This window comes from Shewanella sp. FeAMO (assembly GCF_053653955.1).
In genome coordinates, this window is record NZ_CM132201.1 from 4,808,139 (window position 1) to 4,820,742 (window position 12,604).

Below are 12,604 nucleotides of genomic sequence, written 5' to 3' on the forward strand. Positions count from 1 at the left end.
CTTCATACCGATTGGTTCAGGAACTTGAGCATATCGTCAGTGGCTGAGACCACCTTGGCGTTCATCTCGTAGGCTCTCTGGGTCGAGATCATCTCTACCATCTCTTCGACCACATTGACGTTGGCCCCTTCGAGCGCCCCCTGGCGTAAACTGCCCAAAGCCTCCTCGCCGGGAACCCCTTCTATCGGCACACCGGAAGACGCGGTTTCGTGGTACAGGTTATTGCCTCGGGACTCGAGCCCGGCCGGGTTGGCAAAGTGCGCCAGGGTGATCTGTCCCAGCTCCATCGCCTCTGCCTGACCCGCCACTTTGGCACTCACCACACCGTTTTCGGCTATGGTGATCCCGGTGGCGGTTTCGGGGATCTGGATGTTGGGCACCAAGGGCAGCCCCTGGGAGGTCACCATCATGCCGTCGCTGTTACGATAAAACTGGCCATCACGGCTGTATGCCACTTCGCCATTGGCTTCTTCAATCTGGAAAAACCCCTGGCCCTCAATAGCGATGTCCAGTTGCTGATTGGTAGTGAGTATGTCGCCTGTGGTGAACACCTTCTGGGTACTGGCTACTCGGGCGCCCGTGCCCAATTGCAGCCCGGATGGCAACTCATTGAGCTCGTCTACTTGGCCGCCTGGTTGGCGCTGTACCTGATAGAAGAGATCGTTGAAACCGACTCTATCGCGCTTGAAACCTGTGGTATTAACGTTGGCCAGGTTGTTGGCGATGGTCGTCATCTTCACATCCTGAGCAGTCAATCCTGTCTTACTCACCCATAATGCCGATTGCATTTAGACTCTCCTCAATATTAGGCGTCACGCAGCAGGCGATTACCCGCCTCAGCCAACTTCTCTGCGCTTTTCATTAACTTAATTTGCACTTCAAACTGACGTCCCAGCTCCATGGAGGCCAGCAACTCACCAACGGCATCGACATTGCTGCTCTCCAGCGCGCCGGAAGCCAGCCGCACTTGCTCGGACACCTGGGCCTCGCCGTTGTTGGCATACAGCAAACCATCGGCGCCCTTGTGCAGCTGATTCTGGGCAGCGTTCACCAGCTTGAGCTGGGCAACCTCTTCAATCAGCCCACCCTGCTCGGCCACTATCGACAGGCGGCCGTCTTCACTGACAATCAGCTCGCGATACTGAGGCAGCACCAAAGGCCCATTGGCGCCCATCAAGGGGAACCCCGCCACTGTCAGTTCACCGTTGGCACCTTCGCTGATGGCGCCGTTACGGGTATAGGCTTCGCCCTGAGGTGTTTGCACTGTGAAATAGCCATCGCCCTTAATCGCCATATCGAGCCGGCGCCCAGTGCTGACTATCTCTCCATGGCGGCTGTTGAAACCGACATTCTGGGTCTGCGGCAAGATCCGCGAAGCAAAGCTTCCTTGAGTCTCAGGCACAGGAACCGCAGCAACCCGCTCCAGATCGGCACGAAAGCCCTGGGTATCGGCATTGGCCAGGTTGTTGGCCCGAATCGCCTGGGACTGCAGAATGCGGCTGGCACCCTGGGCCGCGGTATAAATCATCTTATCCATGAGTCATCCGTCAGATGGCGTTCAGCAGCGCCTGCTGCATGGTCGAGTTGGTGTCCAGTACCTTGGCATTGGACTGATAGTTACGCTGCGCCGTCATCAGGCTCACCATCTCGGCCGTGGTATCCACGTTGGAACCCTCAAGATAGGCGCCCTTCAGGCTGCCCAGAGTACCGCTGCCAGGTGCGCCGACTGTGGCCTGCCCAGCTGAAGCAGAGGCCTGCCAGGCGTTGTTGCTCACCGGCGTCAAACCATTGGGATTGTTGAAATCTGCCAGCACCACCTGGCCCTGCAGCAACTCCTGACCATTGGTGTAGGTACCGAAGAGCATCCCGCTGTCATCCAGGCGTATCTTGTTGAATTCGCCGGCGGCATAACCATCCTGGCTCAGGCTGGAGTTGTTATAGTCATTGGCATATTGAGTGAACCCTTCATAGTTCACCGCCAGGCTGACATCCTCGGCACCGGCCTTGGCGGGCAGAGTCAGGCTCAGCTTGTCGCCGCCGCTCAGGCTGCCCTTCTTGTCAAACTGCAGGCTGTGGCCGTCTTTGGGTTCGAGAACAGCCGAGTCCAGCACGAAGTAGACTTTCCATTCATTGTCGCCTGTCTTGGCGTAGTACTGGGTCAGGGATCTCTGGTTGCCGAGTGAGTCGAACACACTGACAGTACCCGAGGAGTGATAACTCGCCGGGTCTGTGGGCGAAAATGGCGTCGTTGCAGGATCTATGGCTTCCATACGCGCATCCAGGTTGGACACCTGATTGACCAGAGTCGACGCCTTGGCCGGCAGAGAACCTGTCTTGATCTGCAAGTCACCCATGGTGCCTGTTTGCAGCACGCCATCGGCCGTGGCCGGATAGCCCTGCAGACGGTTGCCGACAGGATCTGTGATAAAGCCCAGTGCATCCTGGCCGAAAATCCCGGCGCGGGCATAAAGATTGGAGCCATCGGTGCCACGCAACATAAAGAAGCCACTGCCCTGGATCCCCATATCCAGCTCACGGCCTGTGTAGGTCAGCGTGCCCTCACGGGAGAAGTTCTGGCTGGTATTCATCACATTGACACCGGCACCCATGCCACTGTTGTAGATGGCGGCAAACTCGCTGCGACCACCACGGAAGCCCCAGGTAGAGGCGTTGGCAATGTTGTTACTTATGGTGTTGAGGTCCTGACTTGTGGCCTGCAATCCACTTAGCGCAATATTGAAAGACATCTTGTCTCCTGTTATGAAACTTCGGAAATATCCAGCACAGACACTGTGCCCAAACCGTTGGCCAGCTCAGCCATCATCATGCCCTTGGCACTGACGAAATGAACCTTGCTGATTTCGCCGGCGAGAAATGACTGAGCCTTCAATGCTTTTTCACCGTCGCTGGCCTGAACTTTCAATTGGTATTCCCCCGGAGGAAGCCCCAGTCCTTCGGGATCTATCTGAAAACTGACATCACCTGCCGCCTGACTGCCGAGCTCCATGGTTTTGACGACTTCCCCGTTTTTATCGCTGATCTCCACAGTCACCGCCGAGGCGCTGTGCTCCAGATAGACTTTGCCGTCTATCACATGTTCGGCCGCGGTAAAGCTGTCTGCCGGCACCATGGCCTGCTTACCGATAAGGGAAGCCGATTGCACCAGCCCGAGGTTTTCCATCATGGTCATCTGGTTTTTCTGGTTCTGGCGCATCGCCTCGAGGCTCTCCACCTGGGAAAACTGCGCCAACTGGCCCAGATACTCACTGGCATCCAGGGGGTTGGTAGGGTCCTGATTCTTGATCTGGGCTATCATCAACGACATGAACTCGTTCTTCAGCGAAGCGGGATCATTGCCGTTGGCACGGATGGCATCTGTCTTCTGGCCATCTTCGCGGGTATTGACGTTCTGTACCTGTTGCATCCTCTATTCCCTTATTTTCCCAGAGCCAGGAGTCCCTGCTGCATGGAGCGGGCGCGGTTCATCACTTCGACACTGGTTTCAAAAGCGCGGCTGGCGGCCATCATGTCGGCCATCTCTTCCACTGTGTTGACATTGGAATAGGTCACATAGCCATCGGCATTGGCCAGCGGGTGGCCGGGTTCATAACGGGTTTCCAACGGTGCATCGGACTGCACCAGGGCCTTGATCTGCACCTTGGCACTGACGCTGTTGTTTTGTTGCTGATAGAGGGTGGAAAATACCGGTTTTATCGCCCGGTAGGCGCTATCACTGGACTCGGCAGCCACACCTGCGTTGGCCAGGTTACTGGCGATAGCGTTCAGTCTCAGGGTCTGCACCGTCATGCCACTGCCGGCAACCTGATATATCTCTGCAAATGACACGACTATTTACCCTCGATAGCGGCCTTCAGGCCTTGGATTTTCATATTGAGAAAGGTCAGGCTGGTCTGAAAGTCCATGGCATTTTGTGAAAAACGCGCCTGCTCCTGTCCCAGTTCAACCGTGCTGTTATCGGCACTGGACTGATAAGGCACCCGATACCCCACTGTGTACTGCCCTCCAAAGGGGATACCGGCATCCAGCTGCGCCATCAGAGCACCAAAGTCCAGATCCCTGGCCTGGTAGCCGGGTGTTTCGGCGTTGGCCAGGTTTCCGGCCAGCACCTTGCTGCGCTCAACCCTGAAATCCAATAATTGAGGATGCAGACCCAATGCCGCATCGAGCTTGATAGCCATGGTTTCTCCTAGTAAGGTATCCATAGGTTTTCGCTCCCTGTAACAAATACCATGCCAATATTTTTTACCTTTAAAATACAATGACTAACAAGCAAACCATCAATAATTGCGGAACCCTGATTTCCCCTTTTGCCTTGCTGCTTTTGCTGTTGTTTCCGCTGCTTCCGTTGCCGGCGGCCGCCTCGGCCAACCAGGTCGAGCAAGCGGCCAGACAATATCTGCAGCAGCAATTGCAGCAGTTTGCTGCGGCGCAACAGATGAAACCGCTTCAAAGCAAGATTCGAATGACACTGCCATCCGGGGTCAAGCGCTTACCCGACTGCCCGCAAAAGCCGGACATCAGCCTGGCCAACCCTTCGGCGCCGCTCTGGGGACGGGTATCTTTGGAGGTGCGTTGTCCGGCGGCCGACTGGCGTTTCTTTCTACGGGCCAGGGTCGAAGCCAAGGCCCAATTGCCTGTGCTGACACAAACCCTGCACAGAGGCAGCATCATCGACGCGCGGAACATAGAGTGGCGCTGGCTGGAGTTGCAGGCCAGTGACAGAGACATTGTCAGCAGCCAACGCGAGCTCATAGGCAAACAGGTGGCGCGCAGGATCCGCGCAGGTGAAGCCATCTTGCTGCGACAGCTGAGCCAGAGTGATTGGGTGCGTGCCGGTGAACAGGTGACCATCCAGGTCAGCCAGGAGGGTTTTGAAGCTCAAATGCCGGGCACCGCGCTGGAAAGTGCCTCCCGGGGAGAAGTGATTAGGGTGCGAAACTTAAGCTCGCAGAAGGTCATCAAGGCCTACCCGATAGCGCAGGGCATAGTTACACCACAAAAGTAATTACTCAGCAAAAGTAGCCACATCACAAAAATAATTTTATTTTTTACGGATTCGGTCGCCTTTACTCACTAGAGCACATTATTTCGGGGGTTCAATGGAAATCACTCAGCGTCTGCATGCGGTTGTCAGCGACAGTGGCGTCACCGCAGCGAATCGGCGTCAACGCCAGGAAACCACGGTATCCGCAGCCCAGCAGGATAAGGTAAGCCCTGAGTATCACTGGCTGAATCAGGCCCAGACTCAACTGGCTCAGGAGAGCGAGGTAGATCAACTCAAGGTGGCCAGCTTGCGTCAGGCACTGCAACAGGGCAATTTTGAACTGGATGTCGAGGCCATGGCCAAAGCTATGCTGCAGCAGCACGGGAAACAGGACAAGTAAGCCATCCATGAGCAATAAACGCGAAGCACTGCAAAGTCTGGTCGCCGGGATCCGCCAGGACATACTGGACTACCGGGAGTTAAAGAAGCTGCTGCAACAGCAGCGCCAGTTGATGCTGCGCCATGACAATCAAGGGCTTATCCAGCATAACCAGCAGCAGGATCAGTTAGTTGCCAAGTTACAGCACAATTCGCTGCAGCGCGCCGCACATCTGGCACAAATAGGTGTCAGCAATGATCATCAGGGCATACGCCAACTGCAGAGTAAACTGCCCGAGCAGGCAGCTCACAAACTGGAACAACTGTGGCAGCAACTGCTGCAACAGGCCAGAGAGAGCCAGAGACTCAACGAGCTCAACGGCCAACTGCTGGTGCGCCAACAGGAGATCATCCGCGGCATTCTGGGGCTGGGAAATGCCGATGAGTACCCACAGAATCTCGCCTCACCTCAGTTTCCCTGAAGCCTTAAGCCGCGCCGTACTGCCGCCCGCCAACTCATCAAGCTGAAACTGCTCCTGCTGCTCCAGCCGTCGTCGCTGTCGCTGTTGTTGCTGCCCGTCAAACCAATTTACCCGCTGATAACGCCCCAACTGCTGCTGCCATAAGCCCTGCAGCCTTTGTTGTTCATTGCCGAGCAACTGCTGCTGAGTATTGAGACTCTGCTTCAATGGTTGCAGTCTTTGCAGCAAGGCCTGACTGTTGCAAAGCCCCACAATTGAACCCTGACGAAACTGGCTGTAATGGGACTCCAGTAACGCCACCTGCTGCTGTTGCCCCTGCACTTGGGCCTGACGTTGCTGCAGCGCCTGTTTTTGCTCCGCCAACTCGCTGAGCTTACGCTGCTCGAGATGGCTCAGGCGTTGCAACAGTTTCATGACTCACCTCGCAGTGCGCGGGTCAGCGATTGCAGTTGTTGTTGGCTACCCGAAAGGTCAACCGCCTCGTCTGTGGTTTGGGTCAGGTAGTCGGCAATCCTCGGGTAATGGCTCACGGCGGCATCCAACTCGGGATCCTGCCCAGGTTGATAACCGCCCAACGGCAAGAGCTCACGTACTTCCTGATAACGCGCCAACATACGCCGAACCAGTGCCATCTCCTGCTGTTGTTCCTTGGGGGCAATCTGCAGCGCCAAACGACTGATAGAGGCTCCCAAATCCAGTGCCGGGAAATGCCCGGCCTCAGCCAAGCGGCGGCTCAGGAAGAAGTGACCATCCAGTATCGCCTTGGCCGCATCGGCGATGGGATCCTGCGTATCTTCCCCTTCGGTCAGCACAGTGTAAAACGCCGTCAGGGTTCCCTGTGGATGAGTGCCGTTGCCCGCCATCTCCACCAATGAAGGCAGTTGGGCGAAGGCCGAAGGCGGATATCCTTTGGTGGCCGGCGGTTCCCCCAAACTCAGGGCTATCTCCCGCTGTGCCTGGGCGTAACGTGTCAGTGAATCCACCAGCAGCAACACCCTATGGCCCTCGTCGCGAAAGCCACAGGCTATCTGGTGACACAGGCGCATGGCTCTGAGGCGCATCAAGGGGGAAGTATCTGCCGGAGCGGCAACCACCACCGCGCGGCGGCGCCCCTCTTCACCCAAGGCCTGCTCGATAAACTCGCGCACCTCTCGGCCGCGCTCGCCGATGAGCCCTACCACCACGCGGTCGGCCTCGGTGAAGCGGGTCATCATCCCCAGCAGTACACTCTTGCCCACCCCGGGACCGGCAAACAAGCCTACCCTTTGACCACAGCCAACCGGCAGCAAGCCGTTGACGGCTCTGACCCCCACATCGAGAATACGGGTAATGGGTTGCCGGGCAAGAGGATTGGGTACCTGAGTGACCGGGCGACAAAACTGCACGCCACTCAGCGGCCCGAGCTGATCCAGCGGCTGGCCAAGGCCGTCGAGTACCCGGCCGAGCAGGCCGGCACCCAGAGGGATCTTATGGGTCTCTGTCTGGGGAATGACCCGGGCGCCAGGGCTCAGCCCCTGGGTGTCTGTGATAGGCATCAGGCAGAGGATCCCCTGATGGAACCCCACCACCTCGGCCTCGACATAGGCGCCATCGCGCCGCTCCACCATGGCGCGATCGCCAATACCCAGGTTGCAGCCGACCGCCTCCAGCAACAGGCCACTCACGCGGGTCAGGCGTCCGTATATCTGGGCTACCGGTACCCGGGGCCAGTTTCCGGCCAGGACATTAGTCTTCATTGCTGGCGACTGTGGCCTCGGCTTCTGGAATCAGGTCGTCGTTCAAATGAGCTTCAACCTGATCCATACAGTTGTTGAGGCGGGTTTCCATGGAAGCATCGGCATCGCACTGATCACAAACCACCCGGCAACTGCCCTGGCTCAGGCTGTCGTCGGCCACCAGGTGCCAGTCAGCCACCTTGTCGGCCGCCAGATGCTGTAGCTGTTTGATGGTTGAGGGTTCCAGGTGGATCTTGATATCGCTGGCATCCTTGGGCAGTGCCTGCAGGGTTTCTTCAACCAGAGCAATGATCTGCAGCGGCTGCAGCGACAACTCGCAGCGGATCACCTGCTGTGCCACCCTTCTGACCAGGTCGACAATCAACTGCTGTTGCGCCTGGATCTGCTCGGCGTGGCTCTCGGTGAGCAGCTGCTGCAATGCCGTCATGGGCGTCAATAGCTGATTCAACTGCTCATCTATCTGTGCCAATCCCTGGCTGCGCCCCTGCTCCAGCCCATCCCGCAGCCCGGATTCCTGGCCCGCTTGGCGCCCCTCGGTTTCGCCCTGAGTCTTGCCGGCTTCAAAGCCCTGTTCCCAGCCTTCCTGATAGCCCCGCTCCAACGCTTGCTGGAAGTCTTGCCAGTTGCCTTGTTCAGGACTCTCCCCTTCCAGGGGAGCAAATTGATAACGGCGCACCTGAGATGCACCTATGCGCCAAAGGCGACTATCTGCACCCATTATTCAACCACCTGTTCTTCAAACAGTTGCAGCTCGATTTCGCCGTTCTGCATCATCTCTTTGGCCGTTTCCATAATGTTGCGTCGCGCCTCATTGGCCATGCTCAGCGGCACAGCGCCCAAGGCCTCGGCCTGGGTCTCAATGGCGGAAGACATCCGCTTGGGCAGGGCGTTGAGCAGAGTGCGTTTCAGTTCACCATCAATACCCTTGAGTGCCAGTGCCAGCGACTCGGCTTCGACCGCCCCGAGGATTTCCTGCAGGGTTTCCGGCTTTTGACGGCCCAGGATGATAAAGTCGAACATGTTTTCGGTAACATCATTGGCCAGATGCTTGTCCTGCAAGCGTATCATCTGCATCAGATGTTCACGGTCACCATCGAAGCGGTTGAGAATGTCGGCCACCTGACGCACGCCGGACACCTGGGTATGACTCTTCTCCATCGCCATCACCATGCAGCGCTCCACCAGTTGCCGCAGCTCTTCCACCACATCCCGGTCCAGCTCGCCGAGGCGGGCTATGCGTACCAGCACTTCGTCCTGGTTGTCTCCCGGCAGATGTTGTAATACCTGAGCGGCAATTTCCGGTGGCAAGAGTCCCAACATGATGGCCTGCAGCTGCACATGTTCGTGTTGCAGCTCCCGCGCCAACAGCTTGGCATCGACCCACTCCAGCCGCTTAACCAACATCTTGACCTCATCGCCATAGATGCTGTCGATAAGCCCCTTGGCGACTCTGTCACCCAGTGCCAAATCCAGGGTTTTCTGGAGATAGGCTCTCGACGCCCGGGCGATACCTGCCTGCTCTTTGTAGCGGTTGAAGAAGCGATCCAGTACAGATTCCGCTTCCTGCTGGGTCACCGAAGACAGGCGCGCCATCTTGTAACTCAGTTGTTCCACATCCTGGCGGTCGAGGTGCGCCATGACCTGAGAGGCACCTTCCTCACCCATACACAAGAGCAACATGGCCGCCTGCTCAAGATTGTCCAGAGTCGTTTGTTCAGTCACGATTTTTGTCCTTCATCCAATGGCTGATCACTTCGGCGACTCTGGCGGGTTCTTCCGTTGCCAGCAGTCCCAGGTGCTGCATTTTCACCGTCAGTGGCGAGCCGGGCGGCGGCAGATTCGACTGCGGCAAGGCCTTGCTGTCCTCTGCCTGCAATGCCAGCTGAGGCGGCTCAATGGCTTGTGTCAGGGGCTCGGCTTCCAGCGCCATTTCAGCGGCTTTGTCACCGGCCTTGTTGCCAGAGTGTCTTGAGCCTGAATCACCGCGGGTCAGGTGCTGAACCAGGGGGCGCAACACGAACAGAATAAGCAGTAAGGCCAGTAGAGTGCCTATGCCATATTTCAGGTATTCACGCAGATGCTCGTTCTGCCACCAGGGCAAAGCTTCTATCACAGGCTTTTCCGGCACCACGAAGTCAAAGCTGTTGATATTGATCTGATCGCCACGAGCCTCGGAAAAACCTATGGCGTCTTTAACCATGTCGCTTATCTGCTGCAACTGCTGTGGTTGCCAACCTTCTTTGCCTGCCGCCTGTTGGTTCAACAAAATGGCTACCGACAGCCCTTCCAGCTGCATCTGTTGGAATTTGGTGTGCCGCACCGAGCGCCCAACTTCGTATGAGCGGGTTTCCTGTTGCCGCAGACTGCTTTCCTGATTGTCCTCTTTCTTGCCCTTCTTGCCAGACACAGGCTTGTTGCTCAGAGCGCCGGGGATCCCCAAGGCCAGGTTGCCGTTGGTTTGGTCTTTGTTGAGTGTTTCCTGAGTCATCACAGGATTGGGATCCACAGACTCGCGGGTTTCCTCTATCTGGTTAAAGTTCACCCTGGCGACCAGCTGCACCTGATAATTGTCCCGTCCCAGAATCGGATTCAACATGGATTCGGCGCGGGCGATCAGGTTGTTTTCCAGCTCATGGGTATACTTGAGCTGCTTGCTGCGGGATTGGCTGATGTCCTGGCCGGAGGCCATATCGGCATTCAGGTAGTTGCCGGCCTGGTCGACTATCTGCACCTGTGCCGGGGTCATGCCGGTAATGCTGCCGGAAACCAGGTTGGCAATAGCGCTGACCTGTGACTCATCCAAACGCGCCCCGGAATAGAGTTCCAACAACACAGAAGCGGTCGGCTTTTCCGGCTCGGCACGGATGAACAGGGTTCGCTTGGGAATCGCCAGATGCACTCTGGCATAACGTACGGCTTCGAGCGCCATTATGGTGCGCGCCAGTTCCCCTTCCAAACCATGAAGATAGCGGGCATGCTCCATAAACTGGCTGGTACCTATGGGCGCCTTGGCCAGGTTTTCCAGTCCTTCCGGCAGTTGAGCTTGTACTCCTTTGGCCGCCAGCAGGAGCCGCGCCGAACTCAACTTGTTTTCCGCCACCAGGATCTGTCCCGAATTGGCTTCCAGGCGATAGTCAATGCCTTCACCCTCAAGCACTTCAATGATCTGGCTGCTGTCGACCTTTTCCTTGAGCCCGTACAAGGGCCGATATCCCTGGCTGCCACTCCAGAGGAACAACACCAGCACACAGGCCACTGCCGAGGCCAGTATAGCCAGCAACAGCATTTGGTTTACATGGGATAGCTTCCCCTTGATCGCTTCCAGCATGGGCTTCTGTCCGGCGGCAGACGGTTTTGCCGGTAGAGCTAAACTCGTTGACATCTATTGTCCTTAAATGGGCATTTTCATAACATCATCAAAGGCTTGAACAAGGCGGTTACGCACCTGCATCAAGGCCGAAAACGACAGACTGGCCTTTTGAGACGCCACCATGGCGCCCACCAGATCATCGCTCCTGCCGCTGTCGACCGCTTGGGTCAGCATTGATGATGTCAGCTGATCTTGATTGATCTCCTGCAGCTTCTGCTTCATCAGGCTGCCAAAGGAGACGACTTGGGGAGTGTGACCATCGATGGAAGGCATGATTGCGCCCTGGGCAATCTCCTTGTGGATGGCCAGTGTTTGCTGGATATTGTTAAAACCGGCGGAAATACTATTGTTGCTCATTGCTGCCATTCTCTGTTGTCAGCCATTCAGGCGGCCTTGGCCTTGGCTAAAAGGCTGTCGATATCTATGCCCGCGTCCCGCATCTGTACCAGCTTGTAGCGCAGTGCCCGGGTGGTCATTCCCAAAGCATCGGCACTGCGACTGCGGTGACCGCCAAAACGCTTCAAAATCTCAATGACATATTGGAACTCTGCATGTTTTTTGGAGGCTTTAAGCCCATTGGAAGGTTCCGGAATGGAATTTACACTTGCAATATTTTCCGGCAGCCTGATGCCTAAATCGACAACCTGTAAAATAGTGCCATGACGCATAACCAATGCCCGCTGAATGACATTTTCCAGCTCTCTGACATTACCAGGCCAGTTATAATTAATTAGCGCATTTTTAGCCGCATCGCTTAAATAACATTCTTGACCATTGGTCAAATAGCCATAAAGCTGAATAAAATGTTCCGCAAGCGGAATAATATCTTCCGCCCTTTCCCTAAGGGGTTTTAATTCCAGTGTCAACACATCCAAACGATAATAAAGATCTTCCCGGAATCGGCCTTGAGATACAGCTTCTTTTAAATTTTTGTTGGTAGCTGCAATAACGCGTATGTTCAAAGGAATGATTTTATGACCGCCGACTCTTTCGACTTCTCTCTCCTGCAATACCCGCAAGAGTTTTGCCTGCAAAGATAAAGGCAGTTCCGCTATTTCATCCAACAACAGAGTGCCACCTTCTGCCAACTCGAATTTGCCCGGTTGATCTGCGCTGGCCCCGGTAAAGGCACCTTTAACATGGCCAAATAGTACCGACTCGAGTATCTGCTCAGGAATGGCGGCGCAGTTCACCGCCACGAAGGGCTGCTCCCTGCGACTGGAATGGCGGTGAATGAAATGCGCCAATGGCTCTTTGCCGGTACCACTCTCGCCGGTGAGCAAAACTGTGGTATCCGCCTTGGCGGTTCTGTGGGCCAGCATCAACAGCTGCCGACTCAGGGGAGAAGCCACCACCAATTCGCTGTCTTCCTGCTCCATCTGCCGCAGGCGAAACAGCAACTTGATCAGTTGGCTTTCATCCAGGGGCAGCAGCAGGTAGTCCTGAGCCCCGGCCTGCATGGCCTTGACCGCCAGCTCAGTCTGCTCAGGTTGCAGCAACGCCACCAAATTGTGGGCCCGCTGTCGATGCAGACGTCCGGCTACCTGCTCGGGGCTGCAGGCAGAAACATCGACCAGCGCCAGCCAGCTGCTGATCCCTTCAATGATATTAAACCCTTCCTGTTCCATGAGCT

Annotated in this window: 16 protein-coding genes; 3 read left to right on the forward strand and 13 right to left on the reverse strand. The window is 56.3% G+C overall.

What is annotated here, in order from left to right:
- Positions 1-2: 2 nt before the first annotated feature.
- Genes flgG through ACWAU4_RS21580 form a run of 6 tightly spaced genes read right to left on the reverse strand, consistent with a single transcriptional unit; the run spans position 3 to position 4,199 of the window.
- Positions 3-788, reverse strand: coding sequence for a flagellar basal-body rod protein FlgG (gene flgG, locus ACWAU4_RS21555; RefSeq protein WP_025888434.1), 786 nt, complete (start codon positions 786-788; stop codon positions 3-5).
- Positions 789-805: 17 nt separating this feature from the next.
- Entirely contained in the window at positions 806-1,537 is a 732-nt protein-coding gene (locus ACWAU4_RS21560; protein WP_107110818.1) for a flagellar basal body rod protein FlgF, read from the reverse strand.
- 10 nt (positions 1,538-1,547) lie between these two features.
- The gene (flgE, locus tag ACWAU4_RS21565; RefSeq protein ID WP_025888437.1) at positions 1,548-2,747 is read right to left on the reverse strand and encodes a flagellar hook protein FlgE; all 1,200 of its coding nucleotides are present in this window, start codon (positions 2,745-2,747) and stop codon (positions 1,548-1,550) included.
- 11 nt (positions 2,748-2,758) lie between these two features.
- A complete protein-coding gene (locus tag ACWAU4_RS21570) occupies positions 2,759-3,424 on the reverse strand; it encodes a FlgD immunoglobulin-like domain containing protein (protein WP_107005861.1) in 666 nt (221 codons plus the stop codon).
- An 11-nt stretch (positions 3,425-3,435) separates the two neighbouring features.
- A complete protein-coding gene (flgC, locus tag ACWAU4_RS21575) occupies positions 3,436-3,846 on the reverse strand; it encodes a flagellar basal body rod protein FlgC (RefSeq protein ID WP_025888439.1) in 411 nt (136 codons plus the stop codon).
- A gap of 2 nt (positions 3,847-3,848) precedes the next feature.
- Positions 3,849-4,199 (reverse strand): flagellar basal body rod protein FlgB, encoded by a 351-nt coding sequence (locus tag ACWAU4_RS21580; RefSeq protein WP_025009135.1) that lies wholly within the window; start codon positions 4,197-4,199, stop codon positions 3,849-3,851.
- Positions 4,200-4,279: 80 nt separating this feature from the next.
- Here ACWAU4_RS21580 and flgA point away from each other — a divergent pair, with 80 nt between their 5' ends.
- From flgA to flgN, 3 genes are all read left to right on the forward strand, one after another.
- On the forward strand, positions 4,280-5,026 hold the full coding sequence (gene flgA, locus ACWAU4_RS21585; protein ID WP_208125289.1) for a flagellar basal body P-ring formation chaperone FlgA: 747 nt from the start codon (positions 4,280-4,282) through the stop codon (positions 5,024-5,026).
- Between the two features lie 94 nt (positions 5,027-5,120).
- Positions 5,121-5,405 carry a flagellar biosynthesis anti-sigma factor FlgM gene (gene flgM, locus ACWAU4_RS21590; protein WP_025009133.1) on the forward strand — a complete coding sequence of 95 codons (285 nt, stop codon included), beginning with the start codon at positions 5,121-5,123 and terminating at the stop codon, positions 5,403-5,405.
- 7 nt (positions 5,406-5,412) lie between these two features.
- Entirely contained in the window at positions 5,413-5,865 is a 453-nt protein-coding gene (flgN, locus tag ACWAU4_RS21595; RefSeq protein ID WP_062793328.1) for a flagellar export chaperone FlgN, read from the forward strand.
- Here flgN and ACWAU4_RS21600 read toward each other — a convergent pair.
- Genes ACWAU4_RS21600 through ACWAU4_RS21630 form a run of 7 tightly spaced genes read right to left on the reverse strand, consistent with a single transcriptional unit; the run spans position 5,848 to position 12,599 of the window.
- Positions 5,848-6,279: a hypothetical protein gene (locus ACWAU4_RS21600; RefSeq protein ID WP_144190825.1), complete on the reverse strand. Its 432-nt coding sequence runs from the start codon at positions 6,277-6,279 to the stop codon at positions 5,848-5,850. The two genes, flgN and ACWAU4_RS21600, sit on opposite strands and share 18 nt — an antisense overlap.
- Positions 6,276-7,601: a FliI/YscN family ATPase gene (locus ACWAU4_RS21605; protein ID WP_025009131.1), complete on the reverse strand. Its 1,326-nt coding sequence runs from the start codon at positions 7,599-7,601 to the stop codon at positions 6,276-6,278. The genes ACWAU4_RS21600 and ACWAU4_RS21605 overlap by 4 nt, the downstream gene beginning before the upstream one ends.
- Complete coding sequence (fliH, locus tag ACWAU4_RS21610) at positions 7,591-8,319, reverse strand: flagellar assembly protein FliH (protein WP_044735532.1); 729 nt, start codon at positions 8,317-8,319, stop codon at positions 7,591-7,593. Before fliH ends, ACWAU4_RS21605 begins: the two co-directional genes overlap by 11 nt.
- The gene (locus ACWAU4_RS21615; RefSeq protein ID WP_025009129.1) at positions 8,319-9,305 is read right to left on the reverse strand and encodes a flagellar motor switch protein FliG; all 987 of its coding nucleotides are present in this window, start codon (positions 9,303-9,305) and stop codon (positions 8,319-8,321) included. The genes fliH and ACWAU4_RS21615 overlap by 1 nt, the downstream gene beginning before the upstream one ends.
- A 10-nt stretch (positions 9,306-9,315) precedes the next feature.
- Positions 9,316-10,983: a flagellar basal-body MS-ring/collar protein FliF gene (gene fliF / locus ACWAU4_RS21620; protein WP_025009128.1), complete on the reverse strand. Its 1,668-nt coding sequence runs from the start codon at positions 10,981-10,983 to the stop codon at positions 9,316-9,318.
- Between the two features lie 9 nt (positions 10,984-10,992).
- Entirely contained in the window at positions 10,993-11,328 is a 336-nt protein-coding gene (gene fliE, locus ACWAU4_RS21625; RefSeq protein ID WP_025009127.1) for a flagellar hook-basal body complex protein FliE, read from the reverse strand.
- 26 nt (positions 11,329-11,354) lie between these two features.
- A complete protein-coding gene (locus ACWAU4_RS21630; protein ID WP_044736033.1) occupies positions 11,355-12,599 on the reverse strand; it encodes a sigma-54 dependent transcriptional regulator in 1,245 nt (414 codons plus the stop codon).
- Between the last annotated feature and the right edge of the window lie 5 nt (positions 12,600-12,604).